At 45.6% G+C, this 23489-nt stretch carries 23 protein-coding genes; 1 reads left to right on the top strand and 22 read right to left on the bottom strand.

All coding sequences use genetic code 11. The annotated features are described in order from the left end of the window. Positions 1-62: 62 nt before the first annotated feature. The 6 genes from I579_RS08265 to hprK all read right to left on the bottom strand — a co-directional run bounded on the left by I579_RS08265 (position 63) and on the right by hprK (position 5103). A complete protein-coding gene (locus I579_RS08265) occupies positions 63-656 on the bottom strand; it encodes a YtxH domain-containing protein (protein ID WP_010754064.1) in 594 nt (197 codons plus the stop codon). Between the two features lie 13 nt (positions 657-669). Beyond that, complete coding sequence (locus I579_RS08260) at positions 670-1089, bottom strand: DUF948 domain-containing protein (protein WP_010754065.1); 420 nt, start codon at positions 1087-1089, stop codon at positions 670-672. A 226-nt stretch (positions 1090-1315) separates the two neighbouring features. Beyond that, positions 1316-2236: a UTP--glucose-1-phosphate uridylyltransferase GalU gene (galU, locus tag I579_RS08255; protein ID WP_010754066.1), complete on the bottom strand. Its 921-nt coding sequence runs from the start codon at positions 2234-2236 to the stop codon at positions 1316-1318. 25 nt (positions 2237-2261) lie between these two features. Beyond that, positions 2262-3272 carry an NAD(P)H-dependent glycerol-3-phosphate dehydrogenase gene (locus I579_RS08250; RefSeq protein WP_010754067.1) on the bottom strand — a complete coding sequence of 337 codons (1011 nt, stop codon included), beginning with the start codon at positions 3270-3272 and terminating at the stop codon, positions 2262-2264. A gap of 63 nt (positions 3273-3335) precedes the next feature. Then, positions 3336-4157 carry a prolipoprotein diacylglyceryl transferase gene (lgt, locus tag I579_RS08245; protein ID WP_010754068.1) on the bottom strand — a complete coding sequence of 274 codons (822 nt, stop codon included), beginning with the start codon at positions 4155-4157 and terminating at the stop codon, positions 3336-3338. A 10-nt stretch (positions 4158-4167) separates the two neighbouring features. Further along, positions 4168-5103 (bottom strand): HPr(Ser) kinase/phosphatase, encoded by a 936-nt coding sequence (gene hprK / locus I579_RS08240; protein WP_010754069.1) that lies wholly within the window; start codon positions 5101-5103, stop codon positions 4168-4170. Positions 5104-5311: 208 nt separating this feature from the next. Between hprK and I579_RS08235 the strand changes: the two genes are divergently transcribed. Further along, a complete protein-coding gene (locus tag I579_RS08235; RefSeq protein WP_010754070.1) occupies positions 5312-7009 on the top strand; it encodes a M3 family oligoendopeptidase in 1698 nt (565 codons plus the stop codon). Between the two features lie 56 nt (positions 7010-7065). On the opposite strand, the gene I579_RS12905 is transcribed toward I579_RS08235, so the two are convergent. The 16 genes from I579_RS12905 to secA all read right to left on the bottom strand — a co-directional run bounded on the left by I579_RS12905 (position 7066) and on the right by secA (position 23400). Beyond that, on the bottom strand, positions 7066-7203 hold the full coding sequence (locus I579_RS12905) for an OadG-related small transporter subunit (RefSeq protein ID WP_010754071.1): 138 nt from the start codon (positions 7201-7203) through the stop codon (positions 7066-7068). 15 nt (positions 7204-7218) lie between these two features. After that, positions 7219-8334, bottom strand: coding sequence for a sodium ion-translocating decarboxylase subunit beta (locus I579_RS08230; RefSeq protein WP_010754072.1), 1116 nt, complete (start codon positions 8332-8334; stop codon positions 7219-7221). A gap of 224 nt (positions 8335-8558) precedes the next feature. Further along, positions 8559-8921 (bottom strand): phage holin family protein, encoded by a 363-nt coding sequence (locus I579_RS08225; protein WP_010754073.1) that lies wholly within the window; start codon positions 8919-8921, stop codon positions 8559-8561. After that, positions 8921-9235 (bottom strand): PspC domain-containing protein, encoded by a 315-nt coding sequence (locus I579_RS08220; protein ID WP_010754074.1) that lies wholly within the window; start codon positions 9233-9235, stop codon positions 8921-8923. Before I579_RS08220 ends, I579_RS08225 begins: the two co-directional genes overlap by 1 nt. Before the next feature lie 142 nt (positions 9236-9377). Continuing rightward, positions 9378-10925 carry a daptomycin-sensing surface protein LiaX gene (liaX, locus tag I579_RS08215; protein ID WP_010754075.1) on the bottom strand — a complete coding sequence of 516 codons (1548 nt, stop codon included), beginning with the start codon at positions 10923-10925 and terminating at the stop codon, positions 9378-9380. A 190-nt stretch (positions 10926-11115) separates the two neighbouring features. Then, positions 11116-11793, bottom strand: a complete 678-nt coding sequence (gene phoU, locus I579_RS08210) for a phosphate signaling complex protein PhoU (RefSeq protein ID WP_010754076.1) — start codon at positions 11791-11793, stop codon at positions 11116-11118. Positions 11794-11822: 29 nt separating this feature from the next. After that, positions 11823-12581: a phosphate ABC transporter ATP-binding protein PstB gene (gene pstB, locus I579_RS08205; protein WP_010754077.1), complete on the bottom strand. Its 759-nt coding sequence runs from the start codon at positions 12579-12581 to the stop codon at positions 11823-11825. Between the two features lie 12 nt (positions 12582-12593). Beyond that, on the bottom strand, positions 12594-13397 hold the full coding sequence (pstB, locus tag I579_RS08200) for a phosphate ABC transporter ATP-binding protein PstB (protein ID WP_010754078.1): 804 nt from the start codon (positions 13395-13397) through the stop codon (positions 12594-12596). A 14-nt stretch (positions 13398-13411) separates the two neighbouring features. Further along, positions 13412-14296 carry a phosphate ABC transporter permease PstA gene (gene pstA / locus I579_RS08195; protein ID WP_010754079.1) on the bottom strand — a complete coding sequence of 295 codons (885 nt, stop codon included), beginning with the start codon at positions 14294-14296 and terminating at the stop codon, positions 13412-13414. Further along, a complete protein-coding gene (gene pstC / locus I579_RS08190) occupies positions 14293-15168 on the bottom strand; it encodes a phosphate ABC transporter permease subunit PstC (RefSeq protein WP_051091764.1) in 876 nt (291 codons plus the stop codon). The genes pstA and pstC overlap by 4 nt, the downstream gene beginning before the upstream one ends. A 263-nt stretch (positions 15169-15431) precedes the next feature. Further along, positions 15432-16283, bottom strand: a complete 852-nt coding sequence (locus tag I579_RS08185) for a phosphate ABC transporter substrate-binding protein PstS (RefSeq protein ID WP_010754081.1) — start codon at positions 16281-16283, stop codon at positions 15432-15434. Positions 16284-16417: 134 nt separating this feature from the next. Then, the gene (gene cls / locus I579_RS08180) at positions 16418-17866 is read right to left on the bottom strand and encodes a cardiolipin synthase (protein WP_010754082.1); all 1449 of its coding nucleotides are present in this window, start codon (positions 17864-17866) and stop codon (positions 16418-16420) included. A gap of 122 nt (positions 17867-17988) precedes the next feature. Beyond that, positions 17989-18873, bottom strand: coding sequence for a permease-like cell division protein FtsX (ftsX, locus tag I579_RS08175; RefSeq protein ID WP_010754083.1), 885 nt, complete (start codon positions 18871-18873; stop codon positions 17989-17991). Then, complete coding sequence (gene ftsE, locus I579_RS08170; protein WP_010754084.1) at positions 18866-19552, bottom strand: cell division ATP-binding protein FtsE; 687 nt, start codon at positions 19550-19552, stop codon at positions 18866-18868. The genes ftsX and ftsE overlap by 8 nt, the downstream gene beginning before the upstream one ends. A 105-nt stretch (positions 19553-19657) precedes the next feature. Next, a protein-coding gene (gene prfB, locus I579_RS08165) for a peptide chain release factor 2 (RefSeq protein WP_143139873.1) occupies positions 19658-20765 on the bottom strand; the annotation gives its coding sequence in 2 pieces (ribosomal slippage) (positions 19658-20692 and positions 20694-20765; 1107 coding nt in all). A 106-nt stretch (positions 20766-20871) separates the two neighbouring features. Further along, positions 20872-23400 (bottom strand): preprotein translocase subunit SecA, encoded by a 2529-nt coding sequence (secA, locus tag I579_RS08160; RefSeq protein ID WP_010754086.1) that lies wholly within the window; start codon positions 23398-23400, stop codon positions 20872-20874. Between the last annotated feature and the right edge of the window lie 89 nt (positions 23401-23489).

The raw sequence follows: 23489 nt of genomic DNA, 5'->3' as shown, positions 1-23489 counted from the left end.
ACTAATAAAAAAACACCTGCTGACCAAAAGAGTCAGCGGGTGTTTTTACTTACCAATCAGTTTTATTCTTTTTCTTTCAAGCTTTCGCCTGCTTCTACCACTTGGTCTTTCACGTCTTCAGTGGCTTCAATGGCATTGTCTACCAAATCTTCGGCTGCGGGTTGCACTTCATCCAGAGCACTTTCTGCTTCTGATTTCATCTCGGTAGCGGCTTCTTTGGCTTCGATGATGATGTCTGCTTGGGCATCATCCACGTCGGCTAATAAGTCAGCGCTTTGATCTTTCACATCTTCGGCGGATTTTTTAAAACGTTTGGTCAAATCCCCGGTTTGTTTTTTCAAATTGGCCAATAAATCCTCTGAGGAATCGGCCAAATCGCCAGTGGAATCACTGGCTTTTTGTTTTAAATTATCCGTTAAATCTTCGGCTTGTTGGCTTAATTTATGTCCTTGTTCTTTGGCAACTTCGGTTAAGTCGGCGCTTTTTTCTTTCAAAACATCGGCGTAATCGCTAACTGCGTCCAATAAGTCATCGGCTCTTTCAGCCAGTTTTTCCCGCATTTCTTTCCCAGATTCAGGGGCTAATAAAACTGCTGCTACGGCTGCCGCACTGGCGCCCACAACTGCACCTAATAAGAAACTACTCGTTTTACTCATCTTAATCCCTCCATTATTGATTACGTTGTTTAAAGAATTTCATTGCTGTTTGGCCAACCTTGCCGGCGACGGTCGCTTGGGCCGTAGTCTTCGTGACCGCTCCTAATTTGGAAATTGCTTGTTTCCCAGAACGATTCAAATCAGAAACACTTTCACTTAAGTCTGCCACTGCGGTAAACAGCGGATCGATGGTCGCTACCTTGCCATTTACGTCGTTTAGCAACGCATTGGTTTTGACCAAAAGTCCCTCGACTTCGCTGGATAGCACATCCACATCCTTGGTTACCACCCGGATTGTAGTATTGGCTTCATCCACCGTTTGATTGACTTTGGTCACTGTTTTGGAAACTTGTAATAGCAGTCGCACTATAAACACAACCAAAATGGCAAATGCCACGGCTGCGATCAAGGCTGCGATCTCTCCTCCACTCATGTACACGACGCCTCCTTCATCCATTTTCGTACTAATCTAAGCATATCATTACCGCTTTTGAAGCACAAATGAAAACACACCTTTCTAAAGCTCTAACAGCTAAAAGCCCAAAAAAATTCGAACATCCCCAGGAGTAGGTCTCACTCAATTTGTGCGACCTGTGACGCCGAGGCATCTTTCCTGCTGAATGTTCGAATCGATTCGCTAGCTTTCACTAGTCACTGGACTAGTCTGCGTTTTTTTCGGCTTTCTTCGGAGCGTTTTTCGCATCTTCAGCCCGGAGTTCTTCTCCTAATTCTTCGATGAACTGCCGTAATTGGTCTTTCACCTCAGGATGGCCTAACCCATACTCGATACTAGTTTTCAAAAAGCCAAACTTATCTCCCACGTCATAGCGTTTACCAGTAAACTCTTGGGCAAACACGCGTTGGGTTTTATTCAATGTATCAATGGCATCGGTTAATTGGATTTCATCCCCGGCACCGGGCGCTTGGTTTTCCAAGATTTCGAAGATTTCCGGAGTCAATAAGTAACGACCGATAATCGCCAAATCACTAGGGGCATCAGCTGGATTTGGTTTTTCTACGAAGTTGCGCACGTTGTACAAACCGGGAGCTACTTCTGCTTCTGGATCAATGATACCGTATTTTGACGTGTCTTCATGAGGCACTTTCATTACGGCAATCGTGGAAGCATGAGTCTTTTCATAGTCATTGATCAATTGTTTCGTCAAAGGAATCTCGTCTTCCATCAAGTCATCCCCAAGCATGACCACAAAGGGTTCATTTCCCACAAAAGCTTTTGCTTGCAAGACCGCATGGCCCAATCCCCGGGGATGAGACTGACGGATAAAGTGTAAGTTTACATCCGTGGTTTCTTCCACTAATTTCAAGAGTTCCGTCTTGCCTTTTTCCCGCAAGTTGGTTTCCAATTCAATATTGGAATCGAAATGGTCTTCAATCGGGCGTTTGGCTTTTCCGGTAACGATCAAAATGTCTTCAATCCCGGATTTTAACGCTTCTTCTACGATAAATTGGATAGTTGGCTTGTCCACAATGGGCAACATTTCCTTGGCCATCGCTTTTGTGGCAGGTAAAAATCGCGTTCCTAACCCCGCAGCTGGAATCACCGCTTTTTTGACTTTCATACAAGTTTTCCTCCCTATTCCCTCTTTAAAATTCATTTTCTTCCCGCGCATCCCGGAGCATGATTTCTTTGGCTGCGACGTTAATGTCTTTGCCTTCATATAAAACATCGTAAATTGCTTGGGTAATCGGCATTTCCACGTGAAGTTTTTGCGCAAGCTCCCTAGCTGCTTTTGTGGTGGAGACCCCTTCTACGATCATCCCCATGTTTTCCAAAACTTCCTCTAGCTTGTGGCCTTTACCTAAAAGGTTCCCCGCCCGCCAGTTTCGCGAGTGCACACTCGTACAGGTGACGATCAAGTCTCCCACACCGCTTAACCCGATAAAGGTCAATGGATTGGCGCCCATCGCGACTCCTAAGCGACTGATTTCCGCTAGTCCCCGAGTCATAATCGCCGCTTTTGCATCATCCCCAAAGCCTAGACCGTGAATCGCTCCGGCACCAATGGCGATGATATTTTTCAAAGCCGCTCCGGTTTCCACACCGATTACATCGGTATTGGTGTAAATCCGGAAGTAATCATTCATAAATAAATCTTGCACATAGCGCGCCGCCTCTAAATCGGTACTAGCTGCGGTAATCGTAGTGATGTCGTGATTGATCACTTCTTCGGCATGACTAGGACCAGAAAGAACAGCTACCGCTTGGCGATGCGTTTCAGGAATTTCTTCTAACAAGACTTCCGAAATCCGCTTATGGGTATCTTGCTCCAATCCTTTTGAAGCATGGATAATCACTGGTTTATTTTGAACCGTTGCCGCAAATTGTTGGGCCACAGAGCGCATGGCTTTTGTCGGTACTACGAACAAAATCGCATCACAATCTGCAATCGCTTCTGCTAAATCCGTATAAGCCACGATACTATCGGGAATCTTATTGTCCGGTAAATAGTGACGATTCGTATGATACGTATTGATTTCATTAATTTGAGCGGGTAAATTTCCCCAAATACGCACGTCATGACCATTTTCTGCCAAGACTTGTGCCAAAGCCGTGCCCCAAGAACCGGGACCTAAGACTGCAATTTTTTGTTTCACTTGTCTTCCTCCTTTGCGAACCTGCGTACTAAGCATACGTCAGGGCGCAACTATTATCAAATATCAAAGAATCTTTTGGTCATTGCCTAGTGTACGATCGTAGTCCTTCACCCCTTGGCGTCGCCGTAGCAAAGCCAGTGCGATTGCTCCTACAAAAAGCACCACGGACAAGAGCTGGGATACCCGGATACTACCGATGTACAAGCTATCTTCCCGCAAGCCCTCAATCCAAAAGCGACCGAAGCTATACCAAGCCACATAGGCTAGGAAAACTTCCCCTTGTTTGAAGAACTTTTGCTTTCGTAACAAGATCAAGACGATAAACCCTAAGAAATTCCAGCTGGATTCATAAAGGAAAGTCGGTTGCCGGTACGCTCCATCGATGTGCATATTGTCGATAATAAATTGCGGCAAATGCAATTTTCCCAAGAAAGCCAAGCTGGTTTTCGGTCCATAGGCTTCATGATTCATAAAGTTGCCCCAACGCCCGATTCCTTGGGCTAGGATAACTGTGGGCGCCGCAATATCGAGAAACGTCCACATATTGATAAACTTATAACGACAAAAGAAAAAGAGCCAAATAATCGCCGCAATCAGCCCGCCGTAAATCGCTAAGCCTCCGGATCGGACATTAAAAATTTGAATCGGATCTTGGAGATACGGTTCCAAATCAAAGAGAATGTAATACAAACGAGCGCCCACTAGCGCCAAGGGCAAGCCTACTAACATAAAGTCCGTCACATCATCGGCTTTTAAGCCTACACGCACGGCTTCTCTTGAGGCCAACCACATGGCTAAGATAACCGCCGAGACGATAATCAAGGCATACCAGTAAATCTCTAAGCCAAACAAGCGAAATGCCACACGATCAATCATTCCTACCATCTGCATCCTCCTACTCATCCGAATTCTGAGCGATGAGTTGGGTCAAGCGCTCTTCAAATGTTTTTGTGGCATCATAGCCCATGGCTTTGGCCCGGAAGTTCATCGCCGCAACTTCAATGATAATCGCCACATTGCGCCCGGTTTTCACAGGAATCTTGATTTGGGGCACATCCACTTCGGCAATTTCAATGGTAGTATCCGCCGTACCTAAACGATCATATTTCTTGTCTTTCGCCCAAGCTTCCAAATATACCGCCAATTGTACTTGCATACTGCCTCGCACCGCGGAAGCCCCGAATAGATTCATCACATCGATAATTCCGATACCGCGAATTTCGATTAAGTGTTGCAAAATTGCTGGGGGCTCCCCGACTAGAGTCAATTCATCTTGTTGGTAGACATCCACCCGATCGTCGGCGATTAAGCGATGCCCACGCTTGATTAATTCCAAAGCCGTTTCACTTTTCCCGATACCGCTATCCCCTTGAATCAAGACCCCTAGTCCATAAACATCCACCAACACGCCGTGGACACTGGTTCGTGGTGCTAAGAAGCCCCCGAGATAACTCGTCATTTCCCCTAGAAGACGAGAACTACCAATAGGCGAGCGCAAAATTGGCACATCGTGTTCCTCACAAGCTTCCAACATTTCTTCTGGCACGGACAAGCCTCGAGAAATAACAAAAGCTGGGGTATCCGGCGTACACATCCGGCGCAAGACCATCAAGCGTTCTTCCGGCATCATCCGCTGGGCAAACGTCATCTCCTTGGAACCAAAAAGTTGAATCCGGTCATGGGAGTAATAGTTGAAGTAGCCTGTTAACTCCAAACCTGGCCGGGAAATATCCGCAATCGTAATCGCACGTTCTAAGCCTTCTGAGGAACCAGATACGACTTCTAAATTTAATTTTTGAACCATTTGGCTAACCGTTACAAATTCCGCCATCGGTTTCCCTCATTTCTTCTTTTCATTTTTCATTCACTGTTTTATTCTACCCTATCTCTCAAAAAAAAACACGCTTTTGCGGTGGAAACCCTAGAGAAAGACTGCCGAAAATCCCCCCTTTGTGCTATCATTTGGATAATGGATTCTGCCATGGTCGTATGCACCGTGACCAGGGGCTAGAATCAAGTAAAAAGGAGGTTTTTCTCGCATGAAATTTTCTGAATATTCTTATCAGCGACCTGATTTTGACAGCTACCAAAAAGAGTATCTCACTTGGGTAAAAAAACTGGACACGACGGATGTGTCCGAAGCAATCCAGGCCATGGATCACTTAAATGAACTCCGCCGACAAGTGGACACGGCCATGAATTTAGCAAGCATCCGCTATTCCATTGATACCAAAGATGCCTTTTACGAAGCAGAAGACGACTGGTGGAACGAGTACTTGCCCCATTTTGAATCGCTGGATTTCCAGTTTTATCAAGCCTTATTAAGCGCGCCAACTGTGGCCGAGTTACGGGAAAAATATCCTGAAACACTTTTCTTATTTGCCGAAAGCCGGGTGAAACTCTTTGATGAAAAACTGATTCCTTTATTTCAAAAGGAAAACCAGCTGGCTTCTGCTTACAGCAAATTAGTAGCTTCTGCGCAGATTGACTTTGAAGGTGAACTACGGACGATTCCGCAAATGACGCCCTTTAGTCAGTCCACCGATCGTAGCGTCCGCAAAGCCGCTCAGTTGGCCGTAACCGACTTTTTCGTCACTCATGAAGCGGAGTTCGATGCCATTTACGACGAGATGGTGAAAGTCAGAGACAGGATTGCCAAAAGTCTCGGTTTTGCCAACTACGGCGAATTCGCCGATGTGAAGATGAATCGCTGGGACTACAACCGTTCCATGATTGAGACCTATCGCAAAGAAATCTTGGAAAAAGTCGTACCGGCAACCAAAGTCCTTTACGATCGCCAAGCCAAACGGAATCACCTAACCAAATTGAAAAATTATGATTTGAGTCTAGTTTACCCTACTGGCAATGCGAAACCTCAAGGCACCCCGGAAGAATTGGTAGCCGCAGCCCAAAAGATGTACCAAGAGATGTCCCCGGAAACCGGCACGTTCTTTGACTTCATGAAAGATCAAGACCTTTTAGACCTTTTAAGTAAACCTGGGAAACAAACCGGGGGCTACTGTACCTATATCGCTGACTACCAAGCCCCTTTCATCTTTGCCAATTTTAACGGCACCTCTGGAGATGTGGATGTCTTGACTCATGAAGCCGGCCATGCCTTCCAATGTTTCGAATCCCGCTGGATCAAGGAGCCGGAAATCGTCTTTCCGAATTTCGAGTCCTGCGAGATTCACTCCATGTCCATGGAATTCATCGCTTGGCCTTGGATGGAGCATTTCTTTAAAGAACAAACGCAAAAATATAAGTTTGCTCATTTAAGTGATGCGTTGGAGTTCTTACCTTATGGGGTTTTGGTGGATCATTTCCAACAAGAAGTCTACGAACATCCTGAATGGACACCAGCAGAACGGAAAGCTTGCTGGCGCAAATTAGAACGGCAATATTGTCCAGAGCGTGACTATTCAGAAGATGAAAACCTAGACCGCGGCTTGTATTGGTTCCGCCAAGGTCATATCTTCCAAGATCCTTTCTACTATATCGACTACACCTTGGCGCAAGTCTGTGCGTTCCAATTCTGGAAGAGATTCCAAGTGGACCATGACGAAACCGCTTGGGCGGATTACTTGGCTATTTGCCAAGTGGGAGGTACCAAAACCTTCTTGGAAATTTTGGACATTGCCCACTTGCGTTCCCCATTTGAAGCTGGAGCTTTAGACGAAACCATCAAAGCTGTAGCCGAATACTTGCAAGAAGTTCCCGAAGACGCACTAGGATAAACTAAAAGAGAGCCCACCGACAAAGGGTAGGCTCTCTTTTAGTTACAACTTACTCCTTACTGCTCTTTTTTCACTGGAAATAATTTGGTCAACGCTTTGGCGGCTAAATAAATGATAAACAAAACAAGGAAGACGCCTCCCCAGCCTAAGACCAATAATTCAAACCCTTTGCTTAAATCGGTTAGATTCACCATGGTTTTTCCTCCTTATTAAGTCAACAACGCTAGTAGCAAGCCCCCGGCAATCACGGAAGCAATCTGACCGGAAACATTGGCTCCCGCTGCATGCATGAGAATAAAGTTTTGTGGATCGGCTTCCGTGGCCATCTTTTGAATCACCCGACTGGACATAGGAAAGGCCGAAATTCCCGCTGCCCCCACCATGGGATTGATTTTTTCTTTCCGAAAGAGATTCAGCAGTTTGGCAAACAACACGCCTCCCACCGAATCCATAATAAACGCGATTAAGCCTAAGAAGATAACCAAGAGTGTGTCGACTTTCAAAAAGTCCTCGTAGTGCATACTCACAGAAATCGACAAGCCCAACAGAATACTGACCAAGTTCACCAGTTCATTTTGTGCGGAGATCGATAACCGGTCCAAAACACCACATTCTCGCAACAAGTTTCCAAACATCAAGAATCCCACTAAGGGCAGTGAGACTGGTGCAATCAAGCCCGCCACACAGGAAATCACAATGGGAAATAAAATCTTCGCCGTTTTCGAGACTTCTCCTGCGCGATAGGTCATGCGAATTTGCCGTTCTTTTTTCGTGGTGACGGCTTTAATCGCCACCGGCTGAATAATCGGCACCAAGGCCATATACGAATAAGCCGCCACCATAATGGCTCCCATGTACTGGGAATTCAACGTATTGGCCACAAAAATCGACGTCGGCCCATCCGCCGCACCGATAATACCGATAGACGCCGCATCATTTAAATCAAAACCTAATAAAATTGCTAAAATCACGGTAAAAAAGATTCCGAATTGGGCTGCAGCCCCAAATAAGAGCATGAAGGGATTTTGCAAAAGGGGTCCAAAGTCAATCATTGCCCCAATCCCGATAAATAATAGCAAGGGAAAGAGCTCGGTTTTAATCCCCGCATCGAATAAAATCTGAAAGGCGCCAGGCTCTCCTGCGGCACTCAACACCCCGGAATCGGGAAAGTTCACCAAAATCGTTCCTAAGCCCATGGGTACCAGTAAAGTAGGCTCGTACTCCTTCTTAATGCCCAGATACAACAGCAAGCCCCCGATTAGCATCATCACTAGACGTCCGGGTTCTTGCCCCATCCCCACTACCCCTTCAATCAATGTCTCCATGTCATCACGATCCTCTTCTCCTGATTTTTCTGTAAAATACCATCATTTTTTAATCAAAACATTTCGAGTAAAATAGCTAGCCTTTCGCTAAACAAGCGTTGCTCCTTTCCTGATTTTTTCTGATCGTTTTGTTTTTCTAAAACTTTCCTCATAATAATTGTATCATGTTTTGATTTGAATGGTTACGAAAAACCAAAAAACCTCCTCTCACTAGGAGAAGAGGTTTAGTCGTTGTTGTACTTATCTAAGGCGTGTTCGGTGACGATCACATTTACGATGGACATGATTACCGCGACCAATAAAGCCGACCCAAAGGAAGCAAAACCAAAGCTGTTTGCTCCTACTAAGGACGAGGTCAGGCTCAACATGGCGCCGTTGATCACAAAGGTGAACAAGCCTAAACTTAAGACGTTCAACGGTAATGACAGGATGACTAAGATGGGACGTACAATCCCGTTTAGAATCGAAAGCACAAAGGCCGCAATGAGCGCCGTCAAAAGGCTTGCCACGTGAAACTGGCTAGGCATAAGCACCGTCAAGGCGATAAACGTCACCGTGTTTACCACTAAACGTTGGAAGTACGTCATTAGAAGTCACTCCAGTCATCGTCATCGATTTTTTCGACTTCTTTTGGCGGCTCTTGGCGAAATTGCTTGTAGCTACCTTTTGAGCCAGAATGATAAGGATTCCCGGATGATGGGCGACGTCCGCCTTTACCAGAAGGAATCACTAACGCCATGACGATGTACAACAGGACACCAGGAAAACCAGTTGTCACTAAGGACAAGAAGACATAGACCACACGAATGATTGTGGCATCGATGCCAATAAATTCGGCAATCCCGCCTAAAGTACCTGTTAATACGACGTTATCTGGAGATTTTGTTAAATTCTTTCGCATAATTGCTCACCTCTATCCTGTCAAATTTTACCGTATTTCAAAGGATTTTTCATCCTTTTTCTTGTTGCATCAATCAGATTTTACTGAGCTAGGCTTAGGGCAACTTTGACTGTCTCATCAAAGTCACCCCTGCCCTTTCAGCTTATTGATCCGTATCTTTAATTAAAACGTTCCCAGTAGTAGTTGCTAGTTCGATTTGTGCCCAGCTATCTTCAGCCACTCGGCGGAATTGCAACAATTGGTTCATCTTCGCTTTTTTCTCCCGAATCACTTCATAGTCGCTCATGCGTGAATTGATCTTCCCGAGGCTCGTCTTAGCAGTACCTTCCAAGCCTAAAGTCGGCGCAAAGGCTGCTTTCACCGTGCCGTTTACGGAGCTGGCGTCAACTTTTTTCAAGTTCGTGCCGGCAAAGGTCAAGCGAATGTCTCCATTGACTAAGGAAGCACCGATGGTTTGAGGAGTCGTCTTCACGGTGATATTCCCATTCACGTTTTCGATGATGGTATCCCGCACATCCCCACTAGCCACGGTAATGTTCCCGTTGACACCGTTGATTTCCAACATCGTGGCATCGATTTCTTTAAAGTCCATGTTCCCATTAGTTGATTGGGTGTAGACATCTTTGGCTTCTAATTTCTTCACTACGACGTTCCCGTTTAGCAGTTTTAGTGCCACATGGTCATACACTTGAGTTGGTAGGTAGAAAGTCAAATCTGCCCGGACCCGTTTATTTGGTACGTGGAAGAGGATATGATCATCGTCGACTTCCATGCGACTGCGGGCATTGAAAGCATCTAGTGGCGTTGCGCCATCCATCTTGCCGTAAAGCGTGATTTTGGCGTCCACTTTCACGTGATCTTCTTCCCAAACATCAAATTCCACATTCCCATTCGCAACTTTTACATCGAGAATCGTTGCTTCACTCGCATCGAATTCAAAGGTATGGTCGAACTTGGTGTTAGCCACTCCCGGCACTCTCATGTTAATGTCTTTCCATTCCACATTGTCATTCAACGTTTGAGACACGGTGGAGAAAGTTTGCTTCAATAGTTTGCCGATTTGGCTACCGGCTTCGGCCATTTTTTCTCCAGCTTGGTTCAACGCATCGGAAGCTTGATCTTTCCATTCGTCGTTGAATTTGCTGCGGAAATCGTCTTTCATTTGAGACCATTGATCTTTCTTGACACCCTTTAAGTGGGATTCAAGATTTTCTTTTTCCGCTTCTAAGTCTTCTTGGGAGAGTTCCAAAGCTTTCAATTCTGCTTCTAATTCTTTTCTTTCGGCCAATTCTTCATCGGATAAAATATCCAATTCTTCCTTGGTGTTCAACTCCATCAGTTTGCTTTGTGCTTCTGCCAATTGGCTGGCCACACCGGCTAGTTCCACATTGACTTCGTCTAATTCCACAGAAGTTCGATTTGCTTCGGTCGCCAAGTCGTCTAACAGACTATCGAGGGTTTTCTTATCCTCGGCTTCTTGATCTTGGATATCTTGGGCAAAATCTTTATCTTCTGGATCTTCTAATAGACGATCGACAGCGTCTTTCTTCTCAGCAATTACTTCTTCATTGGCCTTTTGAATATGTTTTTCGCCTTTTTCCTTGGCTAGGCCTTCCAATAGGTCTAAGGCTTCTTCCGTTGAGAGTACACCTTTTTTTACTAAGTCCAATACTCGTTCTCGTTCATTCATGGAAAATGAGCCTCCTTGATTGTATTTTTTTGCAAGTTCATCTTACATTGCTATTATGCCAAGAAAAGAAAGAAATGTCATAGGACTAAAGACCGAACTTTGCCCCAACTTCAGACGGATTCTCTGGCAAAGGAATTTTCCAACAAAAAATACCCATCCTTAAAGGACAGGTATCTTGTTTAAGTCAGGCTTACACCATTTCATCATGGTTGGAGTTCAACTCGGTAATTTTACCGGTAGCCAAGTAGACGATCCACTCGCAGATATTGGTCACATAATCTCCAATGCGTTCCAAATATTGGGCTACGGATAGATAGTCACTCCCGCTAATGACGGTCGCCGGATTTTCCTGCATGGACTTAATGGCTTCATGATAGATTTCTGAATAGTAGTCATTAATCCGGGTATCCATATCCGCAATCAAGCGGGCATCTTTTTCGTTGGTTTTCACGTAGGCAATCAACACATTGTCCACCATTTTTTTCACGTAATCACTCATATCAGAAATTTGCTTTTCGATTTCCGGAATCCGAGTTTCCCCTTTCACTCGGATAGTCGACTTGGCAATGGATACCGCGTGATCTGCCATACGCTCTAAGTCGGAGCTGGCTTTCATGACAGTGATGATCATCCGCAAGTCGGTGGTCACCGGCTGTTGCAAAGCAATCATTTCAAAGCTTTTCTTCTCCAAACGGACTTCCATATCATTGATCTCGATATCGTGATCGATCACTGATCGGGCTAATTCCTTATCGTGCTTAATATAAGCTTTTACCGATTTATGCACGGCATTACTTACCATCATCCCCATTTCGTAAAACTGATTGTGGAGATTGAGCAATTCCTCTTCAAACTGTGTCCGCAACATAACCTTTACTCCTCGCTTTCTCCTCACTATTAGCCAAAACGGCCAGAAATGTAATCCTCTGTTTCTTTTTTCTTTGGTTCTAGGAAAATCTTCTTGGTATCGTCAAATTCGATTAAATTGCCGTCTAAGAAAAAGGCAGTCTTATCGGATATCCGAGAGGCTTGGGACATATTGTGCGTCACGATGATCATGGTGTAGCGCTCTTTCAGATGAAACAGCGTGTTCTCGATCTTCCCGGAAGAAATCGGGTCTAAGGCACTGGTCGGTTCATCTAAAAGGATGATTTTCGGATCCACCGCCAACACCCGAGCGATACAAACCCGCTGTTGTTGGCCACCGGATAGTGACAGGGCACTGGTGTGAAGCTTGTCTTTCACGTCATCCCAAACAGATGCCGCCTTGAGACTTTCTTCTACCACTTGGTCCAGTTTCTCTTTGTCCTTTTCTCCTTTTAATTTTAACCCATAGATGACATTTTCGTAAATGGAAAATGGAAAAGGATTCGGTTGTTGGAAGACCATGCCGATTTCTTTGCGCAACTCGACGATGTCTTGTTTCGGACTGTAAATGTCGTTGCCTTTGTATTGGACATTGCCCGTAATGGTCACTCCGGGAATCAAGTCATTCATCCGGTTCAAAGTCCGCAAGTAAGTCGACTTGCCACAGCCGGAAGGACCGATCAATGCCGTAATATGATTTTCTTCAAAGCCCATGGTAATACCCTTTAAGGCTTCTTTTTTACCGTAATACAAATGTAAATCTTGTGATGAAATCAATGATTCAGACATGCCGCTTCCTCCTTAGCCAAAGTGCCCTGATACGTAATCTTCCGTGGCCTTGATCTTCGGCCGGGTAAAGATTTTTCGGGTTTCATCGTATTCCAATACACTGCCCATATAGAAAAAGGCGGTGTAATCGCTAATCCGAGCGGCTTGTTGCATATTGTGAGTCACAATGATAATCGTATAGTTTTCTTTCAAATTGACTAAGGTTTCTTCCACGGTCCCGGTGGAAATCGGATCCAGAGCAGAAGCCGGTTCATCCAAAAGCAAGATATCTGGTTTCATGGCAATCGCCCGGGCGATACACAGGCGTTGTTGCTGTCCCCCGGATAATGCCAATGCGCTTTTATGCAAATTGTCTTTCACTTGCTCCCACAAAGCGGCTTGCTTCAAGCTTGATTCCACGATTTCGTCCAACTTTTGTTTGTCCCGCTCCCCGTGGCGCTTTAGGGCAAAAGTGATATTTTCATAAATCGACTTACTAAAAGGATTTGGCCGTTGAAACACCATGCCAATGCGTTTGCGCATTTCGTAGACATCGATGTCTTTGCGATTGACATCTACATCTTTGTACATGATTTTCCCAGTAACGTTAGTGCCAGAGATTCCATCATTCATCCGGTTCAAAGACCGCAAGTAAGTTGATTTCCCGGAACCAGAAGGCCCAATCAAAGCCGTGATACAATTTTTTTCAAATTCTAAGTCCACCCCATGGATGGCTTCGTTTTGCCCGTACCAGACCTTTAAGTCTTCCGTGTACAAGGCAACCTTGTCATCTTTATCAAAGGTGATCAAATGGCGATCATTCATATCGTAACTCATCGTTTTGCTCCAATCTATGCGGAAGTCATTTTCTTATACAAGCGTTTGCCCACAGCCCGAGCTGCGAAGTTAAACAAGAGCACGGCAATGATCAGCACGGCAGAGGCACCGGCAGAAACTGCTGCGCCATCTGGCATCGTGCCCTCGGTATTGATCTTCCAAATATGCACGGCCAAAGTTTCCGCTTGCCGGAAGATGCTAATGGGACTCGACACACTTAGTGGATTCCAGTTGGAGAAATCCAAAGCCGGTGCGCTTTGCCCGGCAGTGTAGATCAGCGCTGCGGCTTCCCCAAAAATTCGGCCAGAGCTTAAGATAATCCCGGTTAAAATCCCTGGAGTAGCTTCCGGCACTACGATTCGCAAAACCGTCTCCCACCGGGACAAACCTAGTGCTAAGCCGGCTTCCCGTTGCGTGTAGTGGATTGCCCGTAAAGATTCTTCCACGTTTCTAGTTAACAGTGGCAGATTGAAAAAGGTTAAAGCCAAGGCGCCAGAGATAATGGAAAAGCCGTAGCCAAACTGAATTACGAAAACTAAGAAACCAAACAGCCCCACTACGACAGAAGGCAAGGAACTTAAGATTTCAATGGAAGTGCGAATCACGTCTGTCAGCCAATTTTTCTTGGCGTATTCAGACAAATAAATTCCCGCCCCTAAAGAAATGGGAAAACTGATAATCATGGTGATCAACAGCAAGTAAAAGGAGTTAAACAACTGGATGCCAATCCCACCGCCTTCTTGATAGGCTTTGGAAGGAGCGGTCAAGAACTCCCAAGAAATATGGGGTACCCCCCGCACCAAGATGTACAACAGCAAGGCAGCTAAGATTAAAACGATAGTCCCTGAAACGGCATAAAGCACTCCAGTGGCGATTTTATCCGAACGTTTCGCATTCATTTGCTAAAGGCCCCCTTTTTGCCAATCAAGCGGATGATGATATTGAAGAGTAGTGACATTAGTAAGAGAATCAAGGCTAAGGACCACAGTACGTTGTTTTCTACCGTACCCATAATCGTATTCCCGATACCCATGGTCAAAATCGAAGTCAAAGTAGAGGCCGGAGTTACCAAGGAATTTGGCATTAAAGCCGCGTTCCCGATTACCATTTGGATAGCCAACGCTTCCCCAAAGGCCCGAGCCATACCGAAGACCACCGCGGTTAAAATACCCGGAACGGCCGCCCGCAAGACCACTTTATAAATCGTCTGCCAGCGGGTCGCTCCTAAGGCCAAGGACGCTTCCCGATAATGCCGAGGCACAGCTTTTAAAGCATCCACGGTCATAGTGGTCACCGTGGGCAAAATCATGATGAACAAGACAAAGGTTCCGGCTAAAATCCCGAAGCCGGTGCCACCAAATACAGAGCGCACGGCCGGGACAATCACGGATAGACCGATAAACCCATAAACTACTGAAGGAATCCCCACCAGTAATTCGATAACCGGTTGTAAGATTTTTTGTCCTTGTTTAGGAGAGATTTCCGTCATAAAGACTGCCGCCCCAATAGCAAAAGGCGTCGCTACAATGGCGGAAAGGAACGTTACGATAAAGGAGCCGGCAATCATGGGCAAAGCCCCCACTTGAGGCTTTCCATCCGGTCCTAGCTGGCTCGGATTCCAGTCCGTTCCAAAAAGAAAGGAGAATACATTGACCTTATCCTTAAAAAACGTCGCCAAACCCTTGCTGGCAACAAAGTAAAAGATGGAGACAACCACCGCCACGATTAGGGCGATACACAAAAAACTAATCAGTTTTCCTCGTTGTTCCATGCGAGCGCGCTTGGATTTTGTTAATAGCGCTTTTTTCACATCTTCGTCCAAAACAATTCCTCCTTCATTTCCCCACTGAAGCGACCTGGGGCATAAAAGCTTTTGCAAACGGCAAAGCCAGACCTGAAAAAAGCAGCAGACCTCGCCTCTTCACGCCCCTGGCGGAGAAGAACGCGCCCTGTCTCCCTGCTTTTTTCATCCTATTTTATTTTAGGAGAGCAACGTCAATTTCCTATAAACTTATTGTAAAGTTTATGTAAAGTTTAGTCGATTACATTGCCTTGCCAATCCCGTTCGACCTGCATAGCAGAAACCGGGATATAACCTAATTCCCCTACGATTTTTTCTTGAACTTCATCAGAAAGAATGTACGCTAAGAATTCCTTTGTCAATGCATCCGGATTTTCCTTAGTATACATGTGTTCATAAGCCCAAATCGGCCATTGATTCGTGGTCACATTTTCATCCGTTGGTGCGACACCTTCTAGTTTTAACGTCATCACATCATCGGTCACATAGGAAAACGCCACGTAGCTAATGGCCCCGGGTGTATCAGAAACGATTTGACGCACCATGCCACTGGAGTCTTGTTCCTGAGCAGGAATCGCTGTTTCTCCGTCTAGAACCCATTTTTCAAAGGTTCCCCGGGTTCCAGAACCGGCCGCCCGGTTTAGCACGACGATCTTCTGGTCCACGCCGCCGACGTCTTTCCAGTTGGTAATCTCTCCTAGAAAAATGCCTTTTAGCTGGTCCATGGTTAAGTTGGTGACCCCGACTTTTTTATTGACGATGGGGGTGATGCCCACTACGGCCACTTTATGATCCAAAAGTTCATCCGCGCGAATCCCACTTTTTTCTTCTGCAAACAAGTCCGAATTGCCGATTTCCACCGCACCGGATTGGACTTGGCTCAAACCAGTCCCACTACCGCCCCCTTGGACGTTGATAAATTTCCCTGGATTTTTGGTTTGGTATTCTTCAGCCACGGTTTCCACTAAAGGTTGCAAGGCGGAAGACCCCACCGCGGTGATGGACTCTCCTCGGTCGATCCATTTGGCACAGCCACTAAGGAGGAGAACCATGGATAAGCCCAAGGCGATTACGATTTTTTTCATTTCATTGCTCCTTCACGCATCTTACCTGTTTCATGACAGGCGATTAATTGTCCGCGGTATGCCACAAACAAGTTCATTCTACCAAAAAGTCAGGCTCCTGCAAATTGCAATTATTTCCGAAAGACAAAAATTCCCTAAAGTAATGGCGAAATCAAACGGGCCAAACCTTCTTTTAATTTGATGATTACCCCTCGCTGTTGATAGCGTTCTTCCGTCAGTGGCTGACACAAGCGCTGGTCTCTAAAGAATGCTTGACGGACTTCTTGGGCCATTTTCGCATCATAGAGGATGCAGTTAACTTCAAAATCCAAGCGGAAGGACCGCACGTCGATATTCGCCGAGCCTACGGAAGCAATGCCCCCGTCGATAACCATGGTCTTGGCATGAATAAAGCCATTTTCATAAGTGGCCACCTCTGCTCCATAAGCCAAGAGTTCCGCCGCAAAGGAATAAGTAGCCCAGTACACTAGGGGATGATCCGGTTTATTGGGAATCTGTAACTCCACTCGCACTCCAGAAAGCAATGCTAATTTCAAGGCCTCGTGAATGGAGCCATCGGGAATGTAGTAAGGCGTTTGAATCAAGATTTCTTTTTTCGCCATATTGATCATCTTTAAATAAGTCATCTTAATCTGCTGATAATCCGAATCCGGGCCACTGGTCACCACTTGCATGGCGACTTGCCCGGTTTCTTCCAGCTCAGGGAAATATTTCTTGGCATAGGAGATTTCATCTTGATGCTGGGAGTTCCAGTCCATCAAAAACCGGTTTTGCAAACTGTAAATCGCCGGCCCGGCAATCCGCAGATGGTTGTCCCGCCAATAGCCAAATTTTTCGACCAAACCTAAGTATTCATCCCCTACATTGAAGCCCCCGGTATACCCAATCTGACCGTCGATCACCACGATTTTCCGGTGGTTTCGGTAGTTAATCCGAGGATTCAAATACGGCACAAACAGGGGAAAGAAAAAAGTAACTTCTCCGCCCACGGCTTTCAATGGCTCAAAGAAATGACCGGCCACCCCGTTAGAACCCCAGGCGTCTAACAAGAGCCGGACCTTAACCCCTTTTTTAGCGGCGGCGACTAAGGCTGCCAAGAGTTCCTGCCCCAAGTGGTCCCCGCGAAAAATATAGTATTCCATGTGAATGTGATTTTTAGCTTTGGCGATATCTGCCAGCAAGGCGTCGAATTTTTCACGCCCATCGGTAAATAGCTGTACCTGATTGGTCGTGGTGTACAAAGCTCGTTCATAAACCGTCAGCATGTAAATCAGTTGTTTGGCATCTACTCGAGCCGTGGGAGGTTGTGGGAAAAGGTCACGCTGCAAAGCTTGCTGCTGCTCTTCGATTTCCACATTCATCCCGATTTTTCCTTGCATCTTTAAGTCAAAAATCTTATCTTTGGAGATTCCGCGACCAAAGAAGAAATACAAAACAAATCCCACCACAGGAATAAAATTCAAAACCAACAACCACGCCCAGGTCTGCGCCGTATCCCGACGTTCCCGAAACACGATGATAAAGGACAGCAAGATATTTGCCACCAGTATAATCGTAACCAAATTATTTGTAATTACCGTCATTTTCCGTCCCCCGACCGCTTTCTTACAATTAGCATAACGAACTTACGAAAACTTGTAAAGCTACAGCCTAAGCGCCAAAAGCAAAAAAAGAACCCTGCCAAAAAGCAAGATTCTTTTAGGATTTAGGCTTTTAAGAAACGACGCATGGATAGAACAGAACCCAATGAACCGATGACGAAGCCCACGGCCACTAAGACCAAGGAAATCTGCAAGCTAAAGTCCCCAGGTTTTACCATGCTGTAATTGGAACGCAGAAGAATCGGGTTCAGGATTTCGTAGACTTTTTGATAGCCAAAGACCATTAATGCTACGGGAATCAAGGAACCAATCAAACCGATCCAACCACCTTCTAGGAAGAATGGCCAACGAATGTAGCCGTTTTTTGCCCCCACGAGACGCATGATTTGAATTTCTCGTTGACGAGAAATAATCGTAATTCGAATCGTATTGGAAATCAAGAACATCGCCACAAAAAGCAAGAGTGCCGCTGCTGCTAGTCCCCAAGTCTTGACTACTTCGGAAATTTTGAAGATCTTTTCAGATTCCAAACCACCGTAATCGGCCTTGTAGACATTTTCCAACTCCCCGGCTTCCTTCGCTACGTGTTTGGTCTGCTTCGGATCTGTGGTGCTGACCACAAAAACGTCGTAAAGCGGGTTACTATCTTCATCAAAGAGATCCCATTTAGGTCCCATGGATTTCTTGATTTTTTCTAGTTCGGCATCAGCGCTGGAAAATTTAACACCTTTCACATCGTCTAAGCCTTTTAGTTCTTTCTCTAAAGCATCGATTTCCGGCTGTTTCGTGCCGTATTCGATAAAGACAGAGACATCTACGTTACTTTCGATGTCTTCTGCAAGCTTGGTGGCATTGATAATCACAGCCATGAAGACCCCCACCAATGACAAGGTAATGGTCACGGCACTTACTGAAGCCACCGTCATCCAGCCATTACGCTTGAGACTCTTAATACTTTCCAACAAATGACGGAAAAAAGTTCTAATCATCGTATCCGTATTCCCCTTCCGCTTGGTCGCGAATAATGCGTCCATTTTCAATCGCAATTACCCGGTGACGGATTGTGTTTACAATCGTGGAATTATGAGTTGCCATTACCACGGTTGTTCCTTGGGCATTGATCCGATCCAAGAGCTTCATGATTTCCCAAGAGTTTTCTGGATCCAAGTTCCCGGTCGGTTCATCGGCAATCATGACTTTCGGTGTGTTAACAATAGCCCGAGCAATAGAGACCCGTTGTTGTTCCCCACCGGAAAGTTCACTAGGGAAAACCCGGACTTTGTGCTTCAAGCCCACTAAGTCCAGCACTTCCATAACTCGTTTCTTGATATCCCGCGGTTTACGTCCGATAACTTGCATGGCATAGGCCACGTTTTCATACACGGTCTTCTTTGGTAATAATTTATAATCCTGAAAGACGACGCCGATTTCCCGGCGCAACAGGGGAACATCACGGTTTTTGATTTTCACCAGGTCGTAACCAGCAACATTTAAAACACCTTTTGTCGCTTTTTCTTCCCGATACATCAACTTGATAAAGGTGGACTTGCCGGCACCAGAAGGCCCGACCACGTAAACAAACTCACCTTGATCGATGTTGACGGTAATATTACGGATGGCAGTCGTACCATTGGAGTACTTCTTCATTACATCCTTCATTTCAATCATGGCTATCTCTCCATCTTACTAGTTTTCAATACTCACGTAGTATAGCATACGAATATTGCATCTTGCTTTCAACAGGTTACATTTACATTTCATTTCATAGGTTCTTTACTCGTGATTCAATTTCAACTTCAAATAAGCGTCGATAAAGCCATCGAGATCCCCATCCATGACTGCTTGGACATTGCCGGTTTCGTGATTGGTGCGATGATCTTTCACCATGGAATAAGGATGGAAGACATAGGAGCGAATTTGTGATCCCCAGCCGATTTCCAACTGTTCTCCTCGAAGTGCTGCCGCTTCTTGTTCTTGTTTTTCCAATTCCAATTGATAAAGTTTGGCTTTCAACATACTCATGGCAGTGTCCCGGTTTTGGAATTGGGAGCGTTGAGCCTGACTGGAAACCACGATTCCCGTTGGTTCATGGGTAATCCGAACCGCAGAAGAGGTCTTGTTAATGTGCTGACCCCCAGCCCCACTCGCCCGGAAAACATCTACGCGAATGTCGTCAGGATTGACTTCAATGTCGATATTGCCGTCTAATTCTGGCATCACATCCACAGAACAAAATGATGTATGTCGCCGTTTCGCCGAATCAAAAGGTGAAATCCGCACTAGTCGGTGAACCCCTTTTTCCGATTTCAAATACCCATAGGCATTGTAGCCTTTGATCAATAAGGTCACACTTTTAATGCCGGCTTCATCCCCGGCTTGGTAATCCAAGGTTTCCACTTGATAACCGTGTTGTTCCGACCAGCGAGTGTACATGCGTAGCAGCATGCTCCCCCAGTCTTGTGATTCCGTGCCCCCAGCCCCCGGATGCAATTCCAAAATCGCATTGTTGTGATCGTAAGGCTCGTCTAGTAGCATGGACAATTCATAAGACTTCATCTGTTCTGACAAGGTGTGAAGGCGTTCGACTAATTCTTCTTCCAAGTCTGGATCTGGTTCTTCTGCCACCATTTCCGTTAGCATATTCAGTTCATCCACTTCTTCTGCTAACTTCTGGAATGAATCATAGGCCGCTTTGTTGGCGTTGTTTTCATTGATCACGGCTTGGGCGGCTTCTCCATCGTCCCAAAAGCCCGGTTCGGCCATTTTGTGTTCGGCTTCGGCAATGTCTTCTTCCAACTGATCTAAGTCAAAGAGACCCCCTGAAGCTGTTGATTTTGGTTTGCATTTCTTCTAAGGTATTGCGGATTTCTGCTAATTCCATCACAATCGCTCCTTTTATTTCATTCATCAAAACGAGGTGGAGACATCCGTCCCCACCTCGTCGATATCCTATGATATTGTGCCAGTTTTTTGGACTTTTGTCAAAATTAGAAAGATTTTCCCTTGCCGTGACAGTTTTTGTACTTCTTACCACTCCCACAAGGACAAGGATCATTACGGCCAACTTTTTCCACGTGAACCGGACGTTGTTGTCCTGCACTGGTTTCAGCAGCCTGTTCTGGCGTTTGTTCTGGTTCTCCTTGGGCTACTTGTTCCCGTTGAACATTTTGACGGATTTCCGCTTTCATGAAGAGGCGCGTCGCATCGTATTCAATGGCACCAATCATGTCTTCAAACATGTTGTAACCTTCTGTTTGGTATTCCACTAATGGATTGTTTTGGCCGTACGCCCGTAAACCAATAGACTGACGCAATTGGTCCATGGCATCGATATGATCGGTCCATTTTGAGTCCACCACTCGCAAGATGACAACTTTTTCAAATTCCAATAATTGTTCTGGACTGTTTAGTTGTTCACTCTTTTGTTGGAAGATTTCTTCTGCACGACTGTAAAGGTAGTCCTTGATCCCTTGAGCATCCTTGCCTTTTAAGTCGTCTACCGAAATCGTGTCTTCATGAACCAGAGCATTGCCTGCAAAGTCCACGATACCATCTAGCTTCCACTCGCTTTGTTCCAAAAGCGTATGGGCGTCTACTACCCGATCAATCGTGCGTTTTACCATGTTCATCATGGTCTTGGAAAGATCATTTTCTTCCATGATCACGGCTTGTCGTTGACCATACATGACTTCCCGCTGTTCCCGCATTACGTCATCGTATTGCAAGACGTTTTTCCGGGTATCGTAGTTGTTTCCTTCCACGCGTTTTTGCGCGGTTTCCACTTGACGAGTGATCATCTTGGATTGGATCACTTGGTCTTCTTCTGCCACATTCAAACGTTCCATAAAGGCTTTAATCCGATCGGAGCCAAAACGCTTCATCAAATCGTCTTCTAAGGAAAGGTAGAATTGAGACACACCTGGATCCCCTTGACGACCGGAACGTCCTCGCAACTGATTGTCAATCCGGCGAGATTCATGACGTTCGGTACCAATAACGGCCAAACCGCCAAGTTCGGCAACACCGAGACCCAACTTAATATCGGTTCCTCGACCGGCCATATTGGTCGCAATGGTAACAGCGCCTTTTTGACCGGCATTTAAGATGATTTCCGCTTCTTTAAAGTGGTTTTTCGCATTCAAAACTTCGTGTGGAACTTGTTCTTTGTTCAATAAATTCGACAAGAGTTCGGAGGTTTCCACGGCCACAGTCCCCACTAGGATTGGTTGGCCTTTCCGATGACGGTCTTTAATGTCTTGTACCACGGCTTTAAACTTGCTGTCTAAGCTTGGGTACAAAAGATCCGCCCGGTCATCCCGGACAATTGGCCGGTTTGTCGGAATTTGGATAACTTGCATGTTGTAGATTTCCCGGAACTCTTCTTCTTCCGTCTTCGCTGTACCAGTCATCCCGGCAAGCTTTTTGTACATCCGGAAGTAGTTCTGGAAGGTAATCGTCGCCATGGTCTTGGTTTCGTCTTCAATCTCCACGCCTTCTTTGGCTTCGATGGCTTGGTGCAACCCATCGGAGTAACGACGACCATCCATGATCCGCCCCGTAAATTGGTCTACAATCAGAACTTTGCCTTCTTGGACTACATAGTCGATGTCTCGCAACATGATGTAGTTTGCACGCAATGCTTGATCCATGTGGTGGGTCAATGGCGTATTTTCGATATCGTACAAGTTTTCTAAGTTAAAGGTTTCTTCTGCCTTTTCAATCCCGGCCTCGGTTAAGCCAATCGTCTTGGATTGAATGTCAATCTTGTAGTCTTCCTCTTCTTTTAGACGCTTCACAAAATTGTCCGTGCGAGTGTACAAAGCAGTGGATTTTTCCGCTTGACCAGAGATGATCAACGGAGTCCGGGCTTCATCGATTAAGATTGAGTCCACTTCATCCACCAATGCGAAGTTCAATGGCCGTTGAACCATTTGATTGCGGTAAACAACCATGTTGTCTCGCAAGTAGTCAAAGCCTAGTTCGTTATTGGTGTTGTAGGTGATATCGCAAGCGTAGGCCGCCCGTTTTTCTTCTGGTGACATGGAGTTTAAATTCAAGCCCACAGTCAAACCTAAGAAATTGTACAATTCACCCATTTCCGTGGAGTCCCGGGTAGCTAAGTATTCATTCACGGTAACTACGTGAACCCCTTCGCCACTTAGCGCGTTCAAGTAAACCGGCATGGTCGCAGTCAAGGTTTTCCCTTCACCGGTACGCATTTCCGAGATATTCCCATCGTGAAGCACAATCCCACCCATGATCTGTACATGGTATGGATACAGGCCTAAGACCCGGCGTGCCCCTTCACGAACCACGGCGAAGGCTTCTGGTAAGATATCATCCAAGGTTTTGCCTTGTTTCAACTGTTCCCGAAATTCTACCGATTTATCCCGCAGCTGTTCGTCGGATAATGCTTCCATAGCAGAAGCGTAACTTTCTACTTGATTCGCGATATTGTCTAATCGTTTTAATTCTTTTTTGTCGCTCTCAATAATTTTACGTAAAAAATTGGCCATTTATAGATGACTCTCCTTCAAATCAAATTGTTTCAAAGTAAAAACTCTCCAATCTATTCTATCATTACTTTTCCCCAAAGGAAATAGTT

The sequence above is a fragment of the Enterococcus asini ATCC 700915 genome (assembly GCF_000407365.1).
In the GTDB taxonomy this organism is placed as follows: domain Bacteria; phylum Bacillota; class Bacilli; order Lactobacillales; family Enterococcaceae; genus Enterococcus_C; species Enterococcus_C asini.
The sequence above is the reverse complement of the archived record's forward strand: the minus strand, read 5'-3'. Positions and strand labels throughout refer to the sequence as shown.

What these genes read in the sequence shown, in the direction of transcription:
- I579_RS08185 (WP_010754081.1), bottom strand. Translation starts at nt 16,283, where the DNA reads ATGAAAAAAATCGTAATCGCCTTGGGCTTATCCATGGTTCTCCTCCTT.
- pstB (WP_010754078.1), bottom strand. Translation starts at nt 13,397, where the DNA reads ATGAGTTACGATATGAATGATCGCCATTTGATCACCTTTGATAAAGAT.
- pstA (WP_010754079.1), bottom strand. Translation starts at nt 14,296, where the DNA reads ATGAATGCGAAACGTTCGGATAAAATCGCCACTGGAGTGCTTTATGCC.
- ftsX (WP_010754083.1), bottom strand. Translation starts at nt 18,873, where the DNA reads ATGATTAGAACTTTTTTCCGTCATTTGTTGGAAAGTATTAAGAGTCTC.
- pstC (WP_051091764.1), bottom strand. Translation starts at nt 15,168, where the DNA reads ATGGAACAACGAGGAAAACTGATTAGTTTTTTGTGTATCGCCCTAATC.
- I579_RS08220 (WP_010754074.1), bottom strand. Translation starts at nt 9,235, where the DNA reads ATGCGAAAGAATTTAACAAAATCTCCAGATAACGTCGTATTAACAGGT.
- cls (WP_010754082.1), bottom strand. Translation starts at nt 17,866, where the DNA reads ATGACGGTAATTACAAATAATTTGGTTACGATTATACTGGTGGCAAAT.
- I579_RS08265 (WP_010754064.1), bottom strand. Translation starts at nt 656, where the DNA reads ATGAGTAAAACGAGTAGTTTCTTATTAGGTGCAGTTGTGGGCGCCAGT.
- secA (WP_010754086.1), bottom strand. Translation starts at nt 23,400, where the DNA reads ATGGCCAATTTTTTACGTAAAATTATTGAGAGCGACAAAAAAGAATTA.
- pstB (WP_010754077.1), bottom strand. Translation starts at nt 12,581, where the DNA reads ATGTCTGAATCATTGATTTCATCACAAGATTTACATTTGTATTACGGT.
- I579_RS08235 (WP_010754070.1), top strand. Translation starts at nt 5,312, where the DNA reads ATGAAATTTTCTGAATATTCTTATCAGCGACCTGATTTTGACAGCTAC.
- I579_RS08260 (WP_010754065.1), bottom strand. Translation starts at nt 1,089, where the DNA reads ATGAGTGGAGGAGAGATCGCAGCCTTGATCGCAGCCGTGGCATTTGCC.
- I579_RS12905 (WP_010754071.1), bottom strand. Translation starts at nt 7,203, where the DNA reads ATGGTGAATCTAACCGATTTAAGCAAAGGGTTTGAATTATTGGTCTTA.
- liaX (WP_010754075.1), bottom strand. Translation starts at nt 10,925, where the DNA reads ATGAATGAACGAGAACGAGTATTGGACTTAGTAAAAAAAGGTGTACTC.
- ftsE (WP_010754084.1), bottom strand. Translation starts at nt 19,552, where the DNA reads ATGATTGAAATGAAGGATGTAATGAAGAAGTACTCCAATGGTACGACT.
- hprK (WP_010754069.1), bottom strand. Translation starts at nt 5,103, where the DNA reads ATGGCGGAATTTGTAACGGTTAGCCAAATGGTTCAAAAATTAAATTTA.
- I579_RS08230 (WP_010754072.1), bottom strand. Translation starts at nt 8,334, where the DNA reads ATGGAGACATTGATTGAAGGGGTAGTGGGGATGGGGCAAGAACCCGGA.
- phoU (WP_010754076.1), bottom strand. Translation starts at nt 11,793, where the DNA reads ATGTTGCGGACACAGTTTGAAGAGGAATTGCTCAATCTCCACAATCAG.
- lgt (WP_010754068.1), bottom strand. Translation starts at nt 4,157, where the DNA reads ATGGTAGGAATGATTGATCGTGTGGCATTTCGCTTGTTTGGCTTAGAG.
- I579_RS08225 (WP_010754073.1), bottom strand. Translation starts at nt 8,921, where the DNA reads ATGACGTACTTCCAACGTTTAGTGGTAAACACGGTGACGTTTATCGCC.
- galU (WP_010754066.1), bottom strand. Translation starts at nt 2,236, where the DNA reads ATGAAAGTCAAAAAAGCGGTGATTCCAGCTGCGGGGTTAGGAACGCGA.